Source organism: Synechococcus sp. M16.1, assembly GCF_014279895.1.
In the GTDB taxonomy this organism is placed as follows: Bacteria; Cyanobacteriota; Cyanobacteriia; order PCC-6307; family Cyanobiaceae; genus Parasynechococcus.
The window spans coordinates 1099629-1120784 of record NZ_CP047954.1 but is presented as its reverse complement, the minus strand read 5'-3'; the positions used below and the strand labels follow the sequence as shown (position 1 = coordinate 1120784).

At 63.4% G+C, this 21156-nt stretch carries 21 protein-coding genes and 1 pseudogene; 13 read left to right on the top strand and 9 right to left on the bottom strand.

Translation table 11 applies throughout. The features are described from left to right. Positions 1–2 precede the first annotated feature (2 nt). Positions 3–953, top strand: coding sequence for an N-acetylmuramic acid 6-phosphate etherase (murQ, locus tag SynM161_RS06310; protein ID WP_186540334.1), 951 nt, complete (start codon positions 3–5; stop codon positions 951–953). On the opposite strand, the gene mtnP is transcribed toward murQ, so the two are convergent. Then, positions 935–1885, bottom strand: a complete 951-nt coding sequence (gene mtnP / locus SynM161_RS06305; RefSeq protein ID WP_370593034.1) for an S-methyl-5'-thioadenosine phosphorylase — start codon at positions 1883–1885, stop codon at positions 935–937. The genes murQ and mtnP overlap by 19 nt on opposite strands. On the opposite strand from mtnP, the gene SynM161_RS06300 reads away from it, so the two are divergent. Then, on the top strand, positions 1884–2327 hold the full coding sequence (locus SynM161_RS06300; protein ID WP_114989232.1) for a peptidylprolyl isomerase: 444 nt from the start codon (positions 1884–1886) through the stop codon (positions 2325–2327). The genes mtnP and SynM161_RS06300 overlap by 2 nt on opposite strands. Here SynM161_RS06300 and ribBA read toward each other — a convergent pair whose 3' ends face one another. After that, positions 2328–3923 (bottom strand): bifunctional 3,4-dihydroxy-2-butanone-4-phosphate synthase/GTP cyclohydrolase II, encoded by a 1596-nt coding sequence (gene ribBA, locus SynM161_RS06295; RefSeq protein ID WP_186542562.1) that lies wholly within the window; start codon positions 3921–3923, stop codon positions 2328–2330. It lies immediately after the preceding gene. A 137-nt stretch (positions 3924–4060) separates the two neighbouring features. On the opposite strand from ribBA, the gene argC reads away from it, so the two are divergent. Next, a complete protein-coding gene (gene argC / locus SynM161_RS06290; RefSeq protein ID WP_186542559.1) occupies positions 4061–5134 on the top strand; it encodes an N-acetyl-gamma-glutamyl-phosphate reductase in 1074 nt (357 codons plus the stop codon). On the opposite strand, the gene purN is transcribed toward argC, so the two are convergent. After that, the gene (purN, locus tag SynM161_RS06285) at positions 5125–5685 is read right to left on the bottom strand and encodes a phosphoribosylglycinamide formyltransferase (RefSeq protein WP_222930174.1); all 561 of its coding nucleotides are present in this window, start codon (positions 5683–5685) and stop codon (positions 5125–5127) included. The genes argC and purN overlap by 10 nt on opposite strands. 72 nt (positions 5686–5757) lie before the next feature. On the opposite strand from purN, the gene SynM161_RS06280 reads away from it, so the two are divergent. The 4 genes and pseudogenes from SynM161_RS06280 to SynM161_RS06265 form a co-directional block, all read left to right on the top strand. Then, positions 5758–6108: a DUF1257 domain-containing protein gene (locus SynM161_RS06280; RefSeq protein WP_186540328.1), complete on the top strand. Its 351-nt coding sequence runs from the start codon at positions 5758–5760 to the stop codon at positions 6106–6108. 1 nt (position 6109) lies between these two features. Beyond that, positions 6110–7807, top strand: coding sequence for a M61 family metallopeptidase (locus SynM161_RS06275; protein WP_186540326.1), 1698 nt, complete (start codon positions 6110–6112; stop codon positions 7805–7807). Next, positions 7789–8676, top strand: coding sequence for an N-acetylmuramoyl-L-alanine amidase (locus SynM161_RS06270; RefSeq protein ID WP_186540324.1), 888 nt, complete (start codon positions 7789–7791; stop codon positions 8674–8676). The genes SynM161_RS06275 and SynM161_RS06270 overlap by 19 nt, the downstream gene beginning before the upstream one ends. Positions 8677–8713: 37 nt before the next feature. Continuing rightward, positions 8714–8938 (top strand): annotated as a pseudogene (locus tag SynM161_RS06265) (TIGR03643 family protein); the annotation flags it as partial. Here the strand turns inward: SynM161_RS06265 and SynM161_RS06260 are convergent. Both SynM161_RS06260 and SynM161_RS06255 read right to left on the bottom strand, forming a co-directional pair. Beyond that, positions 8931–9230 carry a hypothetical protein gene (locus SynM161_RS06260; RefSeq protein ID WP_255441721.1) on the bottom strand — a complete coding sequence of 100 codons (300 nt, stop codon included), beginning with the start codon at positions 9228–9230 and terminating at the stop codon, positions 8931–8933. The pseudogene SynM161_RS06265 and the gene SynM161_RS06260 overlap by 8 nt on opposite strands. Before the next feature lie 157 nt (positions 9231–9387). Then, the gene (locus tag SynM161_RS06255) at positions 9388–10158 is read right to left on the bottom strand and encodes a helicase DnaB (protein WP_186540322.1); all 771 of its coding nucleotides are present in this window, start codon (positions 10156–10158) and stop codon (positions 9388–9390) included. A gap of 109 nt (positions 10159–10267) precedes the next feature. On the opposite strand from SynM161_RS06255, the gene SynM161_RS06250 reads away from it, so the two are divergent. Next, a complete protein-coding gene (locus SynM161_RS06250) occupies positions 10268–11866 on the top strand; it encodes a glucose-6-phosphate isomerase (RefSeq protein ID WP_186540320.1) in 1599 nt (532 codons plus the stop codon). 12 nt (positions 11867–11878) lie between these two features. On the opposite strand, the gene leuS is transcribed toward SynM161_RS06250, so the two are convergent. Beyond that, on the bottom strand, positions 11879–14488 hold the full coding sequence (gene leuS, locus SynM161_RS06245; protein WP_186540318.1) for a leucine--tRNA ligase: 2610 nt from the start codon (positions 14486–14488) through the stop codon (positions 11879–11881). 46 nt (positions 14489–14534) lie between these two features. Beyond that, entirely contained in the window at positions 14535–14756 is a 222-nt protein-coding gene (locus SynM161_RS06240) for a hypothetical protein (RefSeq protein ID WP_186497802.1), read from the bottom strand. Between the two features lie 27 nt (positions 14757–14783). On the opposite strand from SynM161_RS06240, the gene dapF reads away from it, so the two are divergent. The 5 genes from dapF (at position 14784) to dacB (ending at position 19651) form a co-directional block, all read left to right on the top strand. After that, positions 14784–15890, top strand: coding sequence for a diaminopimelate epimerase (dapF, locus tag SynM161_RS06235; RefSeq protein ID WP_186540316.1), 1107 nt, complete (start codon positions 14784–14786; stop codon positions 15888–15890). After that, positions 15877–17049, top strand: coding sequence for a cysteine desulfurase family protein (locus SynM161_RS06230; protein ID WP_186540314.1), 1173 nt, complete (start codon positions 15877–15879; stop codon positions 17047–17049). Before dapF ends, SynM161_RS06230 begins: the two co-directional genes overlap by 14 nt. Before the next feature lie 12 nt (positions 17050–17061). Continuing rightward, positions 17062–17778, top strand: coding sequence for a DUF1995 family protein (locus SynM161_RS06225; RefSeq protein WP_186540312.1), 717 nt, complete (start codon positions 17062–17064; stop codon positions 17776–17778). A gap of 62 nt (positions 17779–17840) precedes the next feature. Beyond that, positions 17841–18347 carry a DUF4330 domain-containing protein gene (locus tag SynM161_RS06220; RefSeq protein ID WP_186540310.1) on the top strand — a complete coding sequence of 169 codons (507 nt, stop codon included), beginning with the start codon at positions 17841–17843 and terminating at the stop codon, positions 18345–18347. Then, complete coding sequence (gene dacB, locus SynM161_RS06215; RefSeq protein WP_186540308.1) at positions 18344–19651, top strand: D-alanyl-D-alanine carboxypeptidase/D-alanyl-D-alanine-endopeptidase; 1308 nt, start codon at positions 18344–18346, stop codon at positions 19649–19651. The genes SynM161_RS06220 and dacB overlap by 4 nt, the downstream gene beginning before the upstream one ends. Here the strand turns inward: dacB and SynM161_RS06210 are convergent. Further along, positions 19596–20615 (bottom strand): hypothetical protein, encoded by a 1020-nt coding sequence (locus SynM161_RS06210; protein WP_186540306.1) that lies wholly within the window; start codon positions 20613–20615, stop codon positions 19596–19598. The genes dacB and SynM161_RS06210 overlap by 56 nt on opposite strands. A gap of 1 nt (position 20616) precedes the next feature. Then, positions 20617–21108 (bottom strand): pantetheine-phosphate adenylyltransferase, encoded by a 492-nt coding sequence (coaD, locus tag SynM161_RS06205; protein ID WP_114989170.1) that lies wholly within the window; start codon positions 21106–21108, stop codon positions 20617–20619. Positions 21109–21156 lie beyond the last annotated feature (48 nt).

Genomic DNA, 21156 nt, shown 5'->3' with positions numbered 1-21156 from the left:
CCATGGCCGTGTTCGACCCTGATTTGCAGCCCTCCAGCGACCGCGGCCACCTGCTCACCGAGCAGAGCAACCGGCGCAGTTCACGCCTGGATCAGCTCGACACCCTGGCGCTGGTGGAGTTGTTTGCCGACGAGGATCGTCGCCCCCAGGAAGCCGTCGCCGCAGTCGCCCCGGCCCTGGCACAGGCGATCGATGCCGTTGCTGAGCGCCTCCGTGCCGGAGGCCGGCTCTTCTATCTGGGTGCTGGCACCTCCGGACGGCTGGGGGTGTTGGATGCCGCTGAATGTCCGCCCACCTTCTGCAGTGATCCTCAGCAGGTGCAAGGGGTTCTTGCCGGTGGCTCCGCCGCGTTGCTGCGCAGCTCGGAAGGGCTTGAGGACATTGAGGTTGCCGGACGTGCCGATCTCGAGGAGCGGGGCTTCTGCGCCAAGGATTGCCTGGTGGGCATCGCCGCAGGCGGCACCACCCCCTACGTGCGCGGTGGGCTGGCGTTCGCCAAAAGCATCGGAGCCCTCGCCATCGCCATGGCCTGCGTTCCAACGGAGCAGTCGCCCCTGCCCTGCGAGATCGATATCCGCCTGCTCACGGGCCCTGAGCTGCTGACGGGATCCACCCGAATGAAGGCTGGAACCGCTACAAAACTGGCCTTGAACACCCTCTCCACCGCCGTGATGGTGAAGCTGGGCAAGGTCTATGGCAACCGCATGGTGGATGTGGCCGCCAGCAACAGCAAGCTGGTGGACCGGTCCCTGCGGATCCTGCGGGATCTTGCCGGTGTGGAGCGGGAGCGGGGGCTGACGCTGCTGGAGGAGGCCGGCGGATCGGTGAAACTCGCCCTGTTGATGGCCGCTGCAGCCTTGTCGGTGGACCAGGCCAAGGCTCTTCTGCAGCAGCACAACCAACAGCTGCGGCCTGCCTTGGCCGCCTGCGGCGCTCAGCTGGCGGAAGCCTGATCGAACGGTCCCCAGTAGGGGGCGGTGAACAGATCAAGGTTGGACCGGGTCTGTTCCGGGACTTGATCTTTGGGGGTGATCAGGGCGTTGGCGAGGGCTGTGTGGGCCGGCGAGGCGGGAGGCTCCTGTTTGAGCCGCTGCATCAATCCACTCAGGATCGGTTCGGTGGCTGAGGCATTGGCCTGAAGGTTGCCGATCACCATCTCCACCGAGACAGCGTCGTGATCCTCATGCCAGCAGTCGAAGTCGGTGACCATGCTCAGGGAGGCATAGGCCAGTTCGGCTTCCCGGGCCAGACGGGCTTCGGTGTGATTGGTCATCCCGATCACCGAACAATCCCAGGAGCGGTAGAGCTTGCTTTCGGCCCGGGTGGAGAAGGCGGGACCCTCCATGCAGAGATAGGTGCCACCGCGGTGCAGCCGTCGACCCTCCGGCAACCCCTGTTCGGCGGCATCGGCCAACAGGGCACTCAAATTGGGGCAGAAGGGGTCCGCAAGGCTGACGTGGGCCACGCAGCCGTTGCCGAAGAAACTGGCGGGCCGGTCACGGGTGCGGTCGATGAACTGATCGGGCACGACCATGTCGCGCGGCTGCAGATGCTCCTGCAGCGACCCCACCGCCGAGAGCGAGATCAGCCAGCGCACCCCCAGGGAACGCATCGCCCAGATGTTGGCCCGGTAGGGCACTTCACTGGGAAGCAGATGGTGATGGCGGCCGTGGCGGGCCAGGAAGACGGTTTCGACGCCCTCGAGCTCTCCAAGGCGCAGTTGATCGGATGGTGCCCCGAAGGGTGTGTCGACCGTGCGTTCCTCCACCTGCCGCAAGCCAGGGATCGAATAGAGGCCGCTGCCGCCGATCACACCGACGCGGGCTTGGGAGAGGTCGGGCATGGTCGGCGTCTCTTTACACTCCAATTTTGCTCGCGCCACCATGACCAAGGCCTTGATGGACACTGAAGCAGGCCTGATCGAGCTCGAGCTGTTCGAAGCCGATGCCCCTAACACCGTCGCCAACTTCGTGAAGCTGGCCAAGGATGGCTTCTACGACGGTCTGGCCTTTCACCGCGTCATCCCCGGCTTCATGGCCCAGGGGGGATGCCCCAACAGCCGTGAAGGCGCCCGCGGCATGGCCGGTACCGGCGGCCCCGGCTACCAGATCGATTGCGAGATCAACCAGCAGAAGCACCAGGCCGGCACCCTGGCTATGGCCCATGCTGGTCGCAACACCGGCGGCTCGCAGTTCTACATCTGCCATGAGGCCCAGCCTCACCTCGATGGGGTGCACACCGTGTTCGGCCACACCGGCAACATGGATGTGGTGCTGAAGCTGGCCAACGGCTCCAAGATCAACAAAGTGACGATCCAGGAAGGCTGATCAGTTCCGGGTCCAATGCAGCAGTGACGGGCCGTTTTCGAGCAGTTCGTCACTGCCCAGGTTGATCAACTCATTGAGTTGATGTTCCACCCGTTCCAGGGTCTGGGGCGGGTGCAATGCCATCCGCTCCGTGGGAACGCGCATCAGACCCACCCGCTCGGTGGCCGCCAGGGCCGCCAGGCTCTTGAGCAGGGGGGCTGCATCGGCGCCGTCGGGAATCAGTTTCCAGACGAATTGCGGTCGATCCCACAGCGCTAACAAGCGGGGTTCATGCAGGGCCTCAAGGCTGAAGCCATGGCGCTGGGCGATGGCTTCCACTTCCTTTCGAATGGTGGGCCAGCTTTCGGGGCCCACGTTCACCGCCAGAGCCAGCACCACGCAGGGACTCTCAGATTCGAAAAGATGCCCGAGCTTCTCCCGCTTGGCCGCCAGGTAGTCGGCGTTGTGGGCACCGGGGTCCATCACCAGAGGTACCCGCTCCTCCACCTGCAGGCCATAGCCGCCAAGGCCGGCAATCTTGCGGGGGTTGTTGGTAAGCAACCGCAGCCGATGGATGCCGAGGTCGGAGAGGATCTGTGCGCCAACGCCGTAGTTGCGCAGATCCGCCGGGAAGCCAAGCCGCTCGTTGGCTTCAACGGTGTCGAGCCCGGCTTCCTGGAGGCTGTAGGCCTTCAATTTATTGATCAGGCCGATGCCCCGCCCTTCCTGGCGCAGATAAACGACCACACCCTCGCCCTCCGCTTCGATCTGACGCAGGGCCGCCTCCAGCTGGGGACGGCAGTCGCAGCGCAGTGAGCCGAAGGCATCGCCGGTGAGGCATTCGGAATGCATGCGCACCAGCACGGGTTCGCTCAGGGCATTGGGCTCACCCTTGATCAGGGCCACGTGTTCTGAGCCATCCAGTTCGTTGCGGTAGCCCACCGCCTGAAAGCTGCCGAAGCGGCTGGGCATCTGGGCCTGGGCCATGCGGCGAACGAAGCGCTCGTTCTCCAGCCGGTAGCGGATCAGGTCAGCAATGCTGATTAGCTTCAGCCCCCAGCGATCGGCGTAGCTGCGCAGCTCGGGCAAGCGGGCCATCGAGCCATCGCTGTTCTGGATTTCACAGATCACTCCGGAGGGGCTTAGGCCCGACAGCTGAGCCAGATCCACGGCGGCTTCGGTGTGACCGGCCCGTTTGAGCACGCCGCCGGGACGGGCGCGCAGGGGAAAGATGTGCCCAGGGCGGCGCAGTTCCGCTGGCCGTGTGGCTGGGTTGAGGGCCACCTGAATCGTGGCGGCGCGGTCTTCGGCGGAGATGCCGGTGGTCACCCCATGTTCGATGCCGGCATCGATGCTCACGGTGAAGGCCGTTTCGTTGGCATCGGTGTTGCGGTCCACCATCAGCGGCAGATCCAGTTCGTCCAGCCTCTGCCCCTCCATGGCCAGACAGATCAGGCCCCGTGCCTCGGTGGCCATGAAGTTGATCGCTTCCGGGGTGGCGAACTGGGCCGCGCAGATCAGATCGCCTTCGTTCTCCCGTTGCTCGTCGTCCACCACGACAACGCATTCCCCATTGCGGATCGCCGCCAGGGCGTCGCTGATGGCATCAAACGCGATCGGTTCGTTCGCGGGGTCAAGGGAACTGGGGTTCAGGAGCCTGGTCGCCGGGAGATGACTTCATTATTGATCTCTGTACGATCGACCGTTGGCTGGTTGGTTCAATGGCAGGCAGGACAACGTCGGCGGTTGAAGCGATGGCAACGGTGAAGGGCGGACGGGTTGCTGTGATCGGCGCCTCCGGCTACGGCGGCCTGCAGACCATCCGTCTGCTCCAGGGCCACCCCGGCCTGTCTGTGAGTTTTCTTGGCGGTGAACGTAGTGCTGGCCAACGCTGGAGCTCCGTCTGCTCCTTCCTGCCCCTGCCGGATGACCCATCGGTGGAATCAGCGGATCCGGATCGGATTGCGGCCTGTTCCGATTTTGCTGTTCTGAGCCTCCCCAACGGCCTTGCCTGTCAGTTGGCACCGCAACTGCTGGAGCGGGGTGTGCGGGTGGTGGACCTCTCCGCCGACTTCCGCTACCGCTCCCTGGAGCAGTGGTTGCAGGTGTATGCCAAGGAGGCCGGCTCCCTCAACCGTCAGGATGCTGAACTCTGCAGCAGGGCCGTCTACGGCCTGCCGGAATGGAACGGCCCTGCCATCGCTGACGCGAAGCTTGTTGCTGCTCCGGGTTGCTTCCCCACCGCCAGCCTGCTGCCCCTGCTGCCGTTCCTCAAGCAGGGCCTGATCGAGACCAGCGGCATCATCATTGATGCCAAGACGGGCACCTCCGGCGGAGGGCGCGTGCCGAAGGAGGCCATGCTGCTGGCGGAGGCCTCGGAATCCATCGCGCCCTACGGCGTGATCGGCCATCGCCACACGTCTGAGATCGAGCAGATGGCGATGGAGGTGGCTGGCCAGGAGGTGCGGCTTCAGTTCACGCCGCATCTGGTGCCGATGGTGCGTGGTCTGCTGTCCACGGTGTATGCCCGCCTGCGCGACCCCGGTCTCACCGCCGAGGATTGCACCACGGTTCTGGAGGCGATCTATCGCCACCACCCCTGCGTTCAGGTTCTGCCGGTGGGCACCTATCCCGCCACCAAGTGGGCGCGCCACACCAACCGTGCCCTGCTGTCGGTTCAGGTGGACACCCGCACCGGCCAGCTGGTGTTGATGAGTGCCATCGACAACCTGATCAAGGGTCAGGCCGGGCAGGGCGTGCAGTGCCTCAACCTGATGGCGGGCCTTGCTCCGGAGACGGGGCTGCCCTTGCAGTCCTTCTATCCCTGACGCCAGGTTGGCTTGAGCTCAGCCAGTGCCCTGGGCAGGAGCAGGTGTTCCTGCTCCTGAATCCGTTTGGCGAGCCTGGCGTGGTCATCCCCATCGAGAACAGGAACAGCGGCCTGGGCCAGGATCGGACCGGCATCCAGCTCCTCGGTGACGATGTGCACCGTGCAGCCGGTGACCTTCACCCCGGCCTCCAGGGCCTGCCCGATGGCATCCAGGCCACGGAAGCTGGGCAGCAGTGAGGGGTGGATGTTGATCAGGCGATCGGAATAGCCGCTGACCAGCACCTCGGTAACGATCCGCATCCACCCCGCCATCACCACCAGTTCCACCTGGTCGGCGCGGAACAGGCGCACCAGTTCGCCGTCCAGCTCGCGCCGGTTCTTGATCAGGCGATGGTCAAGCACCGACACCGGAATGCCGAGACGCTCCGCCCGCTGCTGGGCACCACAGCCCGGATTGTTCACCACCAGCCGCTGGATCCGCGCGTTGAGATTCCCCGTCTGAATGGCCTGGGCCAGGGCCTCGAAGTTGCTGCCGCTTCCGGATGCCATCACCCCCAGCTGCAGCGGGGCCTGGTCAGCTCGATTGTTGTGGCTAGGGTCTGTCAAAGCGGGGTTCGGTCCATGTCCCATCTCTCCATCCTGCCGACTGTCTTCACCGACCTCGAGCGTCTGGTTCAGGCCCTTTGTGATGAGGGCTTCATGGTGGAGCGATCGACAAAATTGCAGGGATTCGCGGACGACTCCCATGCCGTGGATGTGCTCGCGTTTCAGGGCTCAGCCATGCCCCTGGGCTGGACCCAGCGGGAGGACGGAACAATCGTGATGCATGGCGACATCCAACGGATCAGCCGCCAGCCCGGGCTTGAACAGCGCTTGCAACGGGTGACGCGCCGCTACGCCCTGCTCCACGCCATGGACGAAGTGCGCCTTTGTGGTTTGGGTTCCGCTGAGCTGATCCTGCAGACCAACTGACGTGTTCGAACCGGTTCAGATCCGGCTCGATCTGAGCCATCCCGAAACACAGACCATCGCGGTCTCCATCCAGTGGACACCGCAGACCCAACGCCAGACCTTCCAACTGCCGGTGTGGACACCGGGGTCGTACACGGTTCGTGATCACGCCCAGCACTTGCACAGCCTGCAGCTGCTGGCCAATGACGAGGAGCTGCCGGTGCGTCGCATCGCGCCGCACCAGTGGCTCTGTGATCTGCCGGATCTGAGCCCGCTCACGCTCAACTATCAGCTGGAAGCCCGGGATCTCACTGTCCGCACCGGGTTGCTGGATCCTGATTTCGCGTCGCTCTGCCTCGCTGCTGTGGCGATGGACATCGACGGGTGCCGCTGGTCACCACACCACGTTGCCGTCACGGTTCCGGAGCACTGGAGTGTGCATCTGCCGCTGGAGCCCAGCGCTGAGGGCTGGGTCGCTGCCGATTTCGATGCCCTCGTGGACAGCCCGCTGCATGCGGGGCCTTTTCAGGCAGAACCCTTCATGGTGGAGGGCAAGACCCATGAGCTGTTGCTGATCGGAACGCCACCGATGGGTTGGCCGCCGAACTTCATCAGCGACATCGAAAAGGTGTGCAGTGCCACCTGTCGCTTGCTGGGAACCCCTCCCCCGTCGGGGGACCGCTACCAGCTTGTGCTGCAACTGCTTGATCAGGGTTACGGCGGCCTCGAACACGACCACAGTGCTGTACTGCAGTTCAGCTGGTCGGCTCTGGCCAAGCCCAAGGGGTACCGGCAGCTGTTGCAGCTGATCGGCCATGAATACCTGCACCAGTGGAATGTGCGGCGGCTGCGGCCCGTTGAGCTTCGCCCCTACGACTACGGGCAGGCGGTGATCACCGAAGGCCTCTGGTTTGCCGAGGGAATCACCAGCTACTTCGACCTCAGCCTGCCCCTGTTGGCGGGCTGTTCGGATCGACCGACTCTGCTCAAGGATCTGGGTGAGGAGCTGTCCAGCGTGCTGATGTCACCCGGTTGCTCGATCCAGTCGTTGGCGGCCAGTGCCCGTGAGGCGTGGATCAAGCTCTACAAAGCCACGCCAGCCTCGCGGGACAGCCAGATCAGCTACTACCGCCTCGGTGCAGCGGTGGCCTTCTGCCTCGACGTGCGCCTGCGGCAGCGCGGCCACTCCATGGCCGCGATCCTGCGCGAGTTGTGGCAAGGCCCCGGCCGTCAGGCCCGTGGCTACAGCCGTGATCACATCAAGGCGGCGGTGGCTCGATGGGATCGCGATCTTGCCTCGGATCTGGATCAATGGTTGGACCAGCCCGAGGCCGTTCCCCTGCTTGATTGCGTAAAGGCTCTGGGGCTGCGCATGGACCCTGTGCCGCTCAAGCATCCCGATCATGGACTCACCCTCAAGGATGCTGAGGGCGCCGCTTTGATTCAGCGGGTGCGGCGCGACAGTCCCGGACAACAGGCAGGGCTTGTGGTGGGTGATGAGCTGTTGGCGATCAATGGCTACCGGGTGCGTCGCAGCAGTGACCTCGCAGTTCTGCTTGAGAAGCATGAGTGTGTGCGCGTCACCTATTCACGACGCAGCCTGCTCAAGGAGACCCAGCTCTTCCCTGATGCGGGTGTGGACCATTGGACGTTGGATTGGGATCCTGGGTGCACAACGGAACAACGGCAGTTGCGGGATCGATGGTTCGAGATCGTCTAAGCCGTTTCTGCACCGGTGTATGGAACCGCGTTGAACAGCACCGTCCGCTCTCCATCGGCGTTGCTGCAGCGGGGACGTTGGCTCTGGGGCTGACCAGCTGGTCGTTGATGGAGCCAGGGAAGCTCTCTTCTGTGGGGATGGAGCGTGGTCGCCAACGGGAGGACAACCCCTCCGCTTCAGTGCCGTTACCGCCGAAGTCGCGCTCCTGGCGATCGCCCCTGGCCCGGCAGTGTTCGGGTGTGGACAGGGCGTTGCGGTCGCGTTTGAACAAGCTCGATGCCCGTTCGGCTTCCTGGCGGACCTTCGTGAAGATCGATCCCACCAATTTTGGCGAGCGCTACAACAAGGACGCCTACGGTCGTGTAATCGACGCCACGCCGAGGGTGGTGGTGCTGCACGAAACCGTCTACTCCTTGAGCTCCGCTCTGAACACCTTCATGACGCCCCATCCCCGCGATGAGGATCAGGTGAGTTATCACACCCTGGTGGGCCAGGACGGACGCGCTCTGGATCTGGTGGATCCCTTGAGCCGGGCCTATGGCGCAGGTTTTTCAGCCTTTCTGGGAGAGTGGGCGATCACCAACAGGAAGCTCAAGGGTTCCATCAACAACTTTGCTCTTCATCTGAGCTTGGAGACACCACCATCAGGCGCGAATGCCAACCGTTCCCACGTTGGCTACACCTCCAAGCAATACGACGCGCTGGCCCTGGTGTTATCGGGTTGGATCCGCTCCTTCAATCTGCCGCCAGCGGCGATCACCACCCATCGCCATGTGGATCTGGGCGGAGAACGGGATGATCCCCGCAGTTTTGACTGGTCGAAACTTCAGACGCGGCTGGCGGCCCTCGGTGACCTCTGCGTGAGTTGATGCGTCGTTAGCGTTCGCATTCCTGTGTACTGCGTCGGTGAAAACGCTCCCCAGCGAGGATCTTGATCGCATTATCGAAATGGCTTGGGAAGATCGAACGCCCTTCGAGGCGATCGAGTTTCAATTCGGACTCTCCGAGCCGCAGGTGATCGCAGTGATGCGGCAACAGATGAAAGCGTCATCGTTCAAGCTTTGGCGCAAGCGGGTCAGCGGCCGCAAAACCAAACACGCCGCCATCAGCCGCTTCAATCGGTTCAGCGCAGGACGCCCCGCAGGATCCCTTCAAGAAGACCAGCCGGATTCATGCCCCCGGGGAAAGTTGTCGGTGTATTGCGATAGCTCGGGCCTGAGATCAGGCCTGCAGCCACCTGCCCCATCACGCCGTCAAAAGGGGGAGTGTCATCGGAACGCCGTACTGGAGTGGTGAAGGCCCTGACGCAGCCATAGAAATCCCTGGCGTCTCTGCACTGTGCTACCACTTCGGCGTTCACCTGAGCGAGTGCGGTTGATGGGACAAGCAGGCCAAATGCCAGCAGGTGAAGGAGTTGTTTCATCGATCTGCCGTGCTGGATCGATGTTTCATCAGATAGGTGAGCGTCCACATCCCCCATATGGGGGAGAGGCAGAGCTGATGAACTCCCTCAACTGAGGGATGAGGAGACGAGGGATTGGGTTGGGCCGCTCACGCAGCCAAGTGCTCGTCATGGATCCCTAAACCGTGATGTCGGGATTTGGTTGGCGACCGCCGTAAATTAACGCGTGCAGTTCAGGGTCCTGCATGTAGCCCAACACCCGTGCTGGGTAATCCAATTTTCCGTTGTGGAGATAGGTGAGGGTGGCGATCGCCTTGGCATCCAAATAGGAACGGCTCGCCTGAAGCATCAAGCTCTCCGGCAGACCAAGGGCCAGCTTCAGCCGTTGAAACTTGGCCGCCAGCAGGGTGATGTTCATCTCGGGGTCCAGCAATTGATTGCGGGCCCAGGTGATCTCCTCCTGTGTTGGGTTCGCCGGCAGTCGGTTCTGATGGATCAGTTCCGAAACGCTGATCTGGGCCGGTCCATGGGTCTTCACCAGACCGGAATGGGCGATGAAGGGGAGGCTCTCTCCCGGCTTGGAGTGCTGAATTTCGTCGAAAAGAACGGCGGTGATCAGCATTGGATTCACCTGATGCGCCGCTGCTTGGCGCAGGATCACCGGCTTCAGCTCGCGAAGACGATCCAGGGTGGATGCGCGCAATGGACGGAGCTGATCCATCCCGCTGGTGAAGAGCTGGGCCAGCTGCGTCTGGGGGCCGTGCACCCCGAAGCGCCGTTGCAGCAGCTTCAGTTCTTCGGGTGTGAAGTCAGTGGGCTCGAGCCTGTCCCCCACCAGAACACGCGCTTGATCCCCAACCTCAGCAACCGGGTGTGACCACTGGCCAACCATGCACAGGCTCGCTGCCGTCGCCAAAAAGGCTGTTGTCCATCGCAATGGCTCAGCCATGGGGGATGGAAATGGGGTCAGGGGACATGAAACTAGCTGTGGTGTCCTTTTATGCGGGCAACCCGTCAGATTCTGGATACGTTCAGCAGGACTGCACCGTCCGCCAGGCATGAGCTTTCCGGATTTCAACGCTTCCGACGCTCATATTCAGTGGCAGAGGTTCTGCGATCTCAGCTGGTATCACGATGATCTGGGCGTCTGGCTCGACATCAGCCGGATGCATGTGAACGCCACCGATCTGCAACAGCTGCAGCCGCGAATGGACAAGGCGTTCGCAGCGATGCAGGAGCTGGAAGCCGGCGCCATCGCCAATCCTGATGAGCAGCGCCAGGTGGGGCATTACTGGCTGCGCACCCCTGAACTCGCCCCCTCGTCAGAGCTTCAGCAGCACATCTCCAGGGAAATCGATCTGATCGCCGCCTTTGGGCGGGATGTGATCAACGGAACGATCAAGGCCCCCAACGGCGAAGCCTTCACCGATGTGCTCTGGATCGGCATCGGCGGCAGTGGTTTGGGTCCCGCCTTGATGATCAAGGCTCTTCAGAATCCGGGCGAGGGGCTTCCGTTTCATTTCTTCGACAACGTCGATCCCAATGGGATGAGCAACGTCCTGGCGGGGTTGGAGGGTCGTCTCGACCGCACCCTGGTGGTGACGGTGAGCAAGTCGGGGGGGACACCCGAACCCCATCTCGGCATGGAGCAGGCTCGCCACCGCCTCGAGGCCGCTGGGGGCCAGTGGGCCGGCCAGGCCGTTGCCGTGACGATGCTCGACAGCAAGCTGGATCAGCAGGCCCAGAAGGAAGGTTGGCTCAAGCGCTTCGACATGTTCGATTGGGTGGGGGGGCGCACCAGCATCACTAGTGCCGTTGGTCTGCTGCCCGGTGCCTTGATTGGCTGTGACATCCGCGATTTCCTTACCGGCGCCTCTCAGATGGATGCCGCCACCCGCGCCGCGGATCTGCGCCGCAATCCAGCCGCCCTGATGGCCGCTTCCTGGTTCGTGGCCGGTGGTGGTCGTGGTCAGCGCGACATGGTTGTTCTGCCCTACCGCGATCGTCTGGAGGTGTTCAGCCGTTACCTCCAGCAGCTGGTGATGGAATCCCTGGGCAAGCGTCTCGATCGCAACGGTGACGTTGTGCATCAGGGCATCGCTGTGTACGGCAACAAAGGCTCCACCGACCAGCACGCCTACGTGCAGCAGCTGCGCGACGGCGTCGACAATTTCTTCGCCACCTTTATTGAGGTGCTCGAAGACGTGAGCGATATCCCCACGCTTGGCGGGGAATGCCCCGGCGACTTCCTTGATGGTTTCCTCCAGGGCACCCGCTCAGCCCTTACCGAGGGTGGCCGCCAGAGCATGACGATCAGCATGCGCCGCTTTGATGCCCGCCGTCTCGGCGCCTTGATCGCTCTGTTCGAGCGCGCCGTCGGTCTCTACGGCGAACTGGTGAACATCAACGCCTACCACCAGCCCGGCGTGGAAGCCGGCAAGAAGGCGGCGGCGGCGATTCTCGACCTTCAAGGTCGTGTAGAAGCGATCCTGGCCGACGGTGTGGCCCGCTCCGCCGATGAAATTCGCCTGGCCCTCGGGGATGGCACCGATGAATCCATCTTTTGGATTCTGCGTCACCTCATCGGCAACCAGCGCGGCTTCAGTGCCCAGGGCGACTGGAGCCAGCCCGCCTCGATGCGTTTCAGCAAAGGCTGATCCCGCCTGGGTTCAGGGAACCAGGTTCACCAGTTTTCCGGGGACCACGATCACCCGACGGGGGGCTGCGCCCTCCAACCATTTTTCGGCCACATCACTGGCCAGGGCGAGACGTTCCAGCTCTTCCTTGTCTGCGGAGGCCGGAACCTGCAGCTTGCCCCGCACCTTGCCCTTCACCTGGATCACCACTTCAACGCTGTCCTGCACCAGCGCCGTTGGATCCAGAACCGGCCAGCTTTGACGGTGCACGCTGTCGCTTCCCCCCAGACGGCTCCAGAACTCCTCCGCCAGATGAGGCGCGAACGGAGCCAGCAGGCGAACCAGTCCGGAAAGAGCTTCCTGCAACACAGGTGCACTCAGGGCCTCGATGCCCGTGGAGCTGATGGCATTGGAGAGCTTCATCAGCTCGGAGATGGCCGTGTTCAGTTGGATCTCGTCGCTGAGGTCCTCGCTGACGGCTTCGATGGCCAGGTGCAGCGCCCGACGTACGTCGCTGTCGGCATCGCTCAGATCGGCTGGCCGTTGCATCGGCTCGAGTGAGTCGATGCGGGCTGCACCCGTCTCAACAAGGCGCCAAAGCCGTTGCAGGAAGCGGAACTGGCCCTCCACATCGGCGTCATCCCACTCCAGATCCTTCTCCGGCGGAGCCTTGAACAGGATGAACATGCGGGCTGTGTCTGCGCCGTAGCGGTCGATCACCGCCGCGGGGTCAACGCCGTTGTACTTCGACTTCGACATCTTCTCGAACAACACTTCAAGCTTGTCGCCCGTGTTGGGGTCCCGGGGATTTTCGGGATCTGCCACGTCCGCTGGAGCGATGTACTTGCCGGTTGTCGCATTGCGGTAGGTGATTCCCTGCACCATGCCCTGGGTGAGGAGCCGTTCAAACGGTTCGTTGATGTCGACCAGGCCGCGATCCTTCAGCGCCTTGGTGAAGAAACGGGCGTAGAGCAGGTGCAGGATCGCGTGTTCGATGCCGCCCACGTATTGCTTCACCGGCAACCAGCGGTTCACCGCCTCCTTGCTGAAGGGTTTCTCGGTGTTGTGGGGATCGGCGAAGCGCAGGAAATACCAGGAGGAACACATGAAGGTGTCCATGGTGTCTGTTTCCCGCTTGGCCGGCTTGCCGCAGCAGGGGCAAGCCACATTCACCCAGTCGCTCTGCTGGCTCAGGGGCGAACCGCCCTTTCCAGAGAGATCAATGCCCCGGGGCAGCTCCACCGGAAGGTCCTCGCGGGGCACCGGAACAGCACCGCAGTCATCGCAGTGGATGACGGGAATGGGGCAGCCCCAGTAGCGCTGGCGTGAGATCAGCCAGTCGCGAAGGCGATAGGTGACCTTGCTCCGTGCCCAGCCCTTTTCGGCGCCGTGGCCGGTGATGGCGCCCTTGGCTTCGCTGGAGGCCGTGCCATCGAAGCTGCCGGAGTTGACCAGTGTTCCGGCATCCGTCCAGGCCTGACCGGCCGCGATGGCTTCAGCAGCTCCCTCGGCGTCGATCACCTGCTGGATCGGCAGACCGTTCGACTGGGCAAAGGCGATGTCGCGTTGGTCGTGGGCCGGTACGCCCATCACGGCGCCCGTGCCGTACTCGGCCAGCACGTAGTCGGCGATCCACACCGGTAGCACCGCCCCCGTCAGGGGGTTGATCACATGACTGCCGATGGGCACGCCCCGTTTGGGCCTGTCATCACTGGTGCGTTCGATCGTGCTCAGACGAGCCACCTCCTTGCTGAAAGCCTCCACCGTGTCCTTCTGTTCAGTGCTGGTGAGGCTCTCCACCAGCTCGTTTTCCGGTGCCAGCACCACGTAGCTCGCCCCAGCGAGGGTGTCGGGTCGGGTGGTGAACACCGTGATCGTCTGATCCTGTTCTCCCTCAACGCTGAAGCTGATCTCCGCCCCTTCCGAGCGACCGATCCAGTTGGCCTGCATGGTGCGCACCCGTTCCGGCCAGCCCTTGAGGGCGTCCAGGTCGTTGAGCAGTGGCTCGGCGTAGTCAGTGATGCGCAGGAACCACTGGTTCAGCTGGCGTTGTTCCACCAGAGCTCCGGAGCGCCAGGAGCGGCCGTCACCATCCACCTGCTCATTGGCCAGCACGGTCTGGTCGACGGGATCCCAGTTGACGGTGGCGTTCTTGCGATAGGCCAGCCCTCCTTCGAGCAGTTCAAGGAACAGCCACTGGGTCCAGCGGTAGTAGTCGCTGTGGCAGGTCGCCTGTTCGCGGCTCCAATCGATCGAAAGGCCAAGGCGATCCAGCTGCGCCCGCATCTGATCGATGTTGCGGTCGGTCCACTCGCCGGGGTCCACATTGCGTTCGATTGCCGCGTTTTCAGCGGGAAGTCCGAAGGCATCCCAGCCCATCGGATGCAGCACGGCATGGCCCCGCATGCGTTGAACCCGGGCGATCACATCGGTGATCACGTAGTTGCGCACATGGCCCATGTGCAGGCTTCCCGAGGGGTACGGGAACATCGACAGGGCAAAGAATCCGGGCTTCTCACCACCTTCTTCTGTGGTATCGACCCCATCCGCCTTCCAACTCTCCTGCCAGCGCTGCTCCAGCGCAGTGGGGTCATAACGACCGGTCTGTGCACTGGCGTCGACGGCAGGGTTGGCAGCGTTCACGGAACCAGCGCTCGGCAAGGTTGCGATCGTGCCACATGCCTGGTGTTCAGCCGAGGGAGCGGATCACACTGATCTGCCGACGGTTGATCAGCACGGGCCGGCTCGCACCCGCCCGTTCGATGGCCAGAAATTCAGGGTCCTGCCAGATCAGACGCCCCTCGATGGGCTCCTGTCCCACCACAGCAATGCTGAGGGGGAGCTGTTCACGAATCCAGCTCTGCAGCAACCGAACCCCCGGAAGGCTTGGATCGAGTGGAGATGTCTCCATAGGATTCGGGGGCAATACCGGCCACGCATGCTGCAGTTCAGCAAATATCAGGGACTTGGCAACGACTTCCTGATCGTTGAAGGCCGGCAGGGACAACTGCCCGATGCCATCAGCAATCCCGATCCCGCCTGGGTGCGGCGCATCTGTGATCGGCGCTTCGGCGTTGGTGGCGATGGCCTGATTCTGGCGCTGCCTCCTCAGGCAGAGGGAGAACTGCGGATGCGGATTCTCAATGCCGATGGCAGTGAAGCCGAAATGTGTGGCAACGGCATTCGCTGCCTGGCCCGCTACCTGGCCGACACCGACGGTGATGCCCCTGGCCGCCGCTGGGACATCGAAACCCTGGCGGGAATGATTCGCCCCGAACTGATGGCCGATGGCCAGTTGCGGGTGGACATGGGTCCTCCTTTCCTCACCTCCGAGGGCATCCCCACAACCCTGATGCCCGAAGACGGCCTGCCGCAGGGGGTGCTGCTGCTGGAGGGAGAACAGCTGAAAGTGGCGGCTGTTGGCATGGGCAATCCCCATGTGGTGGTGCCCGTCGACGACCTGGCCAGCATTCCCTTTGATGCCTGGGGTGCTGCCCTGGAGGTGCATCCGGCCTTCCCGGCCAAGACCAACGTTCATTTCCTCCAGGTGCATAGCCGTGAGCGGCTGGAGATCCGGGTCTGGGAACGGGGTGCTGGCCCGACATTGGCCTGCGGCACCGGTGCCTGCGCCACCCTGGTGGCGGCGGTACTGCTGGGCCTCGCCGATGACTGCGCCGAGGTGGTGCTGCCCGGCGGTCCACTGATGATTGAGTGGCGTGATCGCACCGGTTCCGTGCTGATGAAGGGACCCGCCGAAGCGGTGTTTGACGGGGTGCTGACGCCCGATCTGGTGCCGGCAGGATCCTCGATGGCTTCGACCAGCGAAGCCCCTGCCGCTTCACCTGCGCCGATGGCCGCAACCGACTTCGATTGCTCCAAGGATTGCGCTGAGCAGTGTCAGCGCCCCGACCGCTGCCTCCGCGATGAGGCGCAGCAGAAGGTGCAGGCTTTCCTCAGCAGCACGTCCCTCGACTCGATGCTCAATCTCGCCAGTGAGTCCCTGGAGCAGCGCACCAAGGCGCGGTTCGAGCGTGGAACCCCCTGAGCTCTACCTGGATGCTGCTGCCACGACACCGCCCCTGCCGGCGGTGATCGCGGTGATGCAGCAGCTCCAGCAGACGGCCTGGGCTAACCCCAGCAGCCTCCATGGGGCTGGGTTGGCAGCAGCGGAAGCTCTAGAGCGAGCGCGCTGGCGCATCGCCGAGCGCTTTGCTGTCAATCCTGACCAGTTGATCGTCACCTCAGGGGCGACGGAATCCGTGCACCTTGCCTTGCTCGGCAGTGCTGCCGGTCTTGTCCCGGGCCGGTTGGTGATCTCTGCGGTGGAGCATCCGGCGGTGGTCGCTGCGGCGCACCAACTGGAAGCCCTGGGCTGGACCATTGCCGAATGGCCCGTTGATGGGCAGGGCGTACTGCGGCTCGATCAGCTCGATCGGTTGATATCCGCTCCAACCCGATTGGTTTCACTGATTGCAGCCCAGGGCGAGGTGGGTGCACTGCAACCGATCAGCACGATCGCTCGGGCCTGCCGCGAGCGCGGCATCGTCATCCATAGCGATGCCACCCAGCTTGTTCCCCAGGGTTGCTTCGCCTTCGACCGGCTCGGCGTTGATCTGCTGACCCTCTCCGCCCACAAGTTCCGTGGCCCCCGTGGCGTGGGCCTGTTGATTCGGGCACCGGGTGTGGACCTTTCACCGCTCCAGGGCGGCGGTGGACAGGAGCACGGCCTGCGCTCCGGTACCGAACCTGTTGTTTTGGTGGGTGGCATGGCCGAAGCCCTGATGGCCCTTCCCAGCTTTGACCCCGTCAGCCAGCACGTTCCACCGGGCAGTTCAACCCAGATCCGTCGTCAACGGGATCAACTGCTCGAACGCCTGCTGGAGCTACCCCAGCTTCAGCTCTGCGGCCCTTCTCCCGATCAGCGTCTGCCCCATCACATCGCGTTGTTGGCCAAAACCGTTGGTGGACAGCCGCTGCCCGGACGCGATCTGGTGCGACGGCTGGCGGCGGGGGGGGTGGCCTGCAGCAGCGGCAGTGCCTGCAGCAGTGGCAGCAGTGCCGACAGTGCTGTGCTCACGGCCATGGGCATTCCCGGGCCTGAACGTCAGTCGGGCCTGCGGTTGACCCTTGGCTCCTGGTTGTCGGATCAGGATCTCGACGCAGTTCCCGGCCGCTTTGCCTCCGCGTTAACGGCATTGTCCTGACATGCTTTGGCGATGACTCAATCCGACGCTTCCTGTCTCGCCCTCCCCGCGGATCTGCTTGCCGCCGAGGAGGCCATGCTGCAAGCCGCCCTGGCGGCCGTTGGATCCGGCGACGGTCAACGCTGGGCCGCAAGCCTCCGTTTTGAAGGTCTTCGCCTGCTTCCGGTGGCGGTGCGGCTGGCCCGAGCACTGATCGCTGCCGGTAGGGATTTGTTGATGGTTTGGCCCGATGCCGGTGCTGCCGCCCTGGCCCGGCGCGATGCGGAGGACCTCAAGGAGGTGATCCTTGATTTCAATCAGCTCAAACGGGCGGAGAGCGATGTTCCCGACACCCGCCTTCTGCTTTCGGTGAACCCCTCCCCTGCGGATTACGAGGAGTTCCAGGCCTTGTGTGAGAACCACGCAGGAGTGGTTCTGATGCTGAATGGACGTCTCGAAGACGCCGCCGTCGGCATCGGCAGCGTGGCCCGGGAGCGCCGAAAGGGTTTCGTGGCCAGCTGGCAGCAGGCCTACTGGCTCCAGCCCCTGGAGGGAGGCGCGTTGATGCGCTGCTTCCCCGATGACTGGCGTCTCTATCGCCAGGATCCCGATGGTTACCGGCAACTGGAGGTGCTCCCCGAACGTCCGGATCCCGACACCACAGCAGCGCTTCTGGCCGGTGAAGATCCCGACAGCATCAAGCAACAGCTGTCCGGGGTCGACCGCTTCCTTGATGGTCTGCGCAATTGAGCCGCCTCTGGCTTGATCCAGGCTCAGACCCTCCTTAAGGTTCAAGCCCAGGCTCCCCTTCGATGGTGCTCAACAGGCTTCGATCCCTTTCACCCATCGATGCCGTGGCTGGAGTCGTCGCCTTGGCCGCTCTGGCCGGGGTTGTCTGGTCCCCCAAGCTCTCGAATGCGGTCGCCAAGGCCACCGGTGCCGTGAAGCCTGTGCAGGTGAGCGTTGATGTGGTGCGGCTGTACAGCGCTGATCCCGAGCAGCTGCTGAATTCAGTGCGGGAGGAAGCAGCCCTCAACATCGTGATTCGCAATCAACCGGCTGGACGGGTGAGCCTGGTGTCGGTGGATGACGTCACCACTCCACTGACGGCGGTGCAGCCCGATGGTTCGGTGGTGCTCGCCGATGCCCCCGCCACGGCTCTACCCCGCCATGCCCGGTTCGTGATGGAGGCCCAGGCTGAGATCAAACCCTCCGGTGTTGTGATCGGTGGAACCAAGCTCAAGGTGGGTGTGCCCGTTGAGCTGGAGGGTCGCCTCTACCGCTTGAACGGGGTCGTGAGCGGAGTGATGCCTCTGTGATTCGATCTGCCCTGGTCTCCCTGCTGGTGCTGGCGCCCCAGTTGCCCGTCAGGGCAGCGCCTCCACTGTTGGCACCACCTCCGGTGGTGCAGCGTCAGGGCCAGGCCATGCTCAGCGGCGGTGCACTGTGCCCGGCCTTGCAGACGGCCCTGGAATCAGCGGTGGGCACGGAAGAGCGGCTTTGGAGCGTCAGCGTTGTCGATCAACGGGGTCAGCTGCTGGCTGATCTCAACGGGGGGATCCCCCGGATTCCTGCATCAAATCAGAAACTGGTCAGCACGGCCTTTGCCCTGGATCGCCTCGGCCCCGACTTCCGTCTGAAGACGCAGCTGTTGCGTCATCCCGATGGATCACTGGAGATCGTGGGGGAGGGCGATCCCGACCTCAGCATTGCCGAGATCCAGAAGTTCGCCATGGTGGCCCTCGGCCAGGGCGGCTCCAGTAGCACCTCCAGCTCCGCCTCTGCGCCGGTTCAGCTGATGGTGCGGGAGGAACCGCGTCAACTCTGGTGGCCTGCCGATTGGGACCCTGCGGATCGCTCCTACGCCTACGGCGCACCGATAACCCGCCTTGCCCTCACCAGCAACGCCTTGCACATGGCGGTGATGGATCCAGCGGCACGGCTGCAGCGGATCCTCAATTCCACCGTGCAGCAGCAAGGGGGACAGATCCGCCTGCAGATGGTTGATCAGCGGACCCGAGAGGCGGCCCTTGCGCGGAACTGGCGAGCGAGTGTTGTCCTGCACAGCGAGGATTCCGCGCCGATGCACGCCCTGCTCAGCCTGGCCAACACGGAGAGCCACAATTTCACCGCTGAGGTGCTGATGCGTGAGGCGGCGGACGTTTGGGATGTGAATCGTGCGTCCATCGCCACCACCCGCTGGTTGCAAGCCCAGGGCATCCCGATGACGGGACTTCGGCTGCGGGACGGCAGCGGACTCTCACGTGGCAACCGTCTCACCAGCCGTTCCCTGTCTGTGCTGCTGTGGCGCATGGCGCAACACCCCCTGGCGGCTTACTACCAGGCCTCGATGGCGATTGCAGGCCAGAGGGGAACGCTGCGCAACTACTTCTGGGGCACACCACTTGTGGGTCGCTTCTGGGGAAAGACCGGCACCCTCAGAGGAGTTCGATCGATCTCGGGCATTCTTGAAACCGCTGATGGACCCCGTTACGTGAGCATGATTGCCAACGGGTCCTATGCACCCAACTCCGTGATGGGCCAGATCCTGCTGGCCAGCCAGCGGATCAGACGTTGCCCCGCATGGACCGCAGCCGTGACGCTGCCCTCTGAGCCCGACTGAACGGAACGGTTTTGCTGTCGTCGCCAGCGTTGGCGCCAGGGGCCGCGGAGCGGATCGTCTGAATCTTGGAGAGCTCCTGACGGCCGGCCATCACCACCTGGGCCATTTCCTTGAGGCGAACCTCCAGCTCCCCCAGGGTCTGCTCGGCGTAACGGTTGGCCCCGTCCTGAACGCCGGCTGCTTCCTGGCGGCTGCGTTGGATCAGCGACTCGCACTGTTGTTGGGTCTGCTGGCGGAACTGCAGCGCGTCGTTGTGAATTCGCTCGGCCTCATCGCGGCCTTCCTTCTGCAGACGCAGGGCTTCACGGCGAATGGTCTCCAGATCCTGCAGCGCCTGCTGTCGGTTGGCTTCATGCTGCTCAGCGTGATGGCGCTTGAGTTCCGCTGCGTTGGCCTCGATCTGTTGGATTTGCTGCTGGGCCTGTTGGCGGCTGGCGTCGAGTCGCTCAGCGTGTTGACGCTTCAGCTCAATCGCTTCTTGATCCAGCTGCTGGCGACGCTCCAGTGCTTCCTGCTCCAGCTGCTGGCGGCGTGAGGCGAACTGCTGTTCCAACTGGGCCAGCTTGCTTTGCATCTCCTGCTCCAACTTCGCCCCCTGCTCGCGCGTTTTCTGGAGCAACTGCTCACACTGCTGGCGGGCTTGCTCACGCATCTCATTCACCTGCCGTTCCGCTTCCTGGCGGATCGCGGCGTTGTTCACCAGCTGTTCGCGCTGACGCTGGGCTTGTTCAACGATCTCCTCGGCGTTCCTGCGGGCGGTGTTAATGAACTCGTCCCGGCGATCAAGCAGTTTGGCGGCCCGCTCCAGCTCCTTCGGCAATTCATCGCGGACTGCATCCAGCAGCTCGACGGCATCCGTTTCGTTGACCAATCGTCCGCCGGTGAAGGGCAGCCGACTGCCCTCCAGCACAACTTCCTCCAGCTGATCGAGTTGATCGAGAACGGAGAACCGGACGTCGTTCATCTCAGCTGGCATGGAAAGTTGAATTAAAGAGCCTGTTGAGGTCCTTCGCCACCTCTGGCGGAACCATGTGGTCGATCGATCCACCGAAGCGGGCCACTTCCTTCACCACCGAGCTGCTGAGGAAGCTGTGGCGGGCTGTGGTGGCCATGAACACCGTTTCCAGATCGTCTGCCAAGGAGCGGTTGGTGTGGGCGATCTGCAGTTCGTATTCGAAGTCACTCATCGCTCGCAGGCCCCTCAGGATCAGGTCGGCGCGATGGGTGACGGCACAGTTCACTGTGAGGCCATCAAAACTGATCACTTCAACGCCGGAGAGGTGGCGTGTCGCCGTGCGGATCTGTTCGATCCGCTCTTCGACACTGAACGCGGGTCGTTTGCTCGGATTGCTGAGCACCGCGACAACCACCTCTCCAAACAGGCTTACCGCCCGCTCGATCAGGTCCATATGACCATTGGTGAGAGGGTCGAAACTGCCGGGGTAGAGCGCCCGCATCGGGAATCAGCGATGGGCGGATCCTATGCAGTGGATCGCTGTTTAGAT

What these genes read in the sequence shown, in the direction of transcription:
- purN (WP_222930174.1), bottom strand. Translation starts at nt 5,685, where the DNA reads ATGGCATCCGGAAGCGGCAGCAACTTCGAGGCCCTGGCCCAGGCCATT.
- mtnP (WP_370593034.1), bottom strand. Translation starts at nt 1,885, where the DNA reads ATGGTGGCGCGAGCAAAATTGGAGTGTAAAGAGACGCCGACCATGCCC.
- dapF (WP_186540316.1), top strand. Translation starts at nt 14,784, where the DNA reads ATGCTGCAGTTCAGCAAATATCAGGGACTTGGCAACGACTTCCTGATC.
- SynM161_RS06260 (WP_255441721.1), bottom strand. Translation starts at nt 9,230, where the DNA reads ATGAAACAACTCCTTCACCTGCTGGCATTTGGCCTGCTTGTCCCATCA.
- SynM161_RS06270 (WP_186540324.1), top strand. Translation starts at nt 7,789, where the DNA reads ATGGTTCGAGATCGTCTAAGCCGTTTCTGCACCGGTGTATGGAACCGC.
- argC (WP_186542559.1), top strand. Translation starts at nt 4,061, where the DNA reads ATGGCAACGGTGAAGGGCGGACGGGTTGCTGTGATCGGCGCCTCCGGC.
- SynM161_RS06255 (WP_186540322.1), bottom strand. Translation starts at nt 10,158, where the DNA reads ATGGCTGAGCCATTGCGATGGACAACAGCCTTTTTGGCGACGGCAGCG.
- SynM161_RS06280 (WP_186540328.1), top strand. Translation starts at nt 5,758, where the DNA reads ATGTCCCATCTCTCCATCCTGCCGACTGTCTTCACCGACCTCGAGCGT.
- SynM161_RS06220 (WP_186540310.1), top strand. Translation starts at nt 17,841, where the DNA reads ATGGTGCTCAACAGGCTTCGATCCCTTTCACCCATCGATGCCGTGGCT.
- SynM161_RS06210 (WP_186540306.1), bottom strand. Translation starts at nt 20,615, where the DNA reads ATGAACGACGTCCGGTTCTCCGTTCTCGATCAACTCGATCAGCTGGAG.
- coaD (WP_114989170.1), bottom strand. Translation starts at nt 21,108, where the DNA reads ATGCGGGCGCTCTACCCCGGCAGTTTCGACCCTCTCACCAATGGTCAT.
- SynM161_RS06225 (WP_186540312.1), top strand. Translation starts at nt 17,062, where the DNA reads ATGACTCAATCCGACGCTTCCTGTCTCGCCCTCCCCGCGGATCTGCTT.
- SynM161_RS06240 (WP_186497802.1), bottom strand. Translation starts at nt 14,756, where the DNA reads ATGGAGACATCTCCACTCGATCCAAGCCTTCCGGGGGTTCGGTTGCTG.
- SynM161_RS06300 (WP_114989232.1), top strand. Translation starts at nt 1,884, where the DNA reads ATGACCAAGGCCTTGATGGACACTGAAGCAGGCCTGATCGAGCTCGAG.
- SynM161_RS06250 (WP_186540320.1), top strand. Translation starts at nt 10,268, where the DNA reads ATGAGCTTTCCGGATTTCAACGCTTCCGACGCTCATATTCAGTGGCAG.
- murQ (WP_186540334.1), top strand. Translation starts at nt 3, where the DNA reads ATGGCCGTGTTCGACCCTGATTTGCAGCCCTCCAGCGACCGCGGCCAC.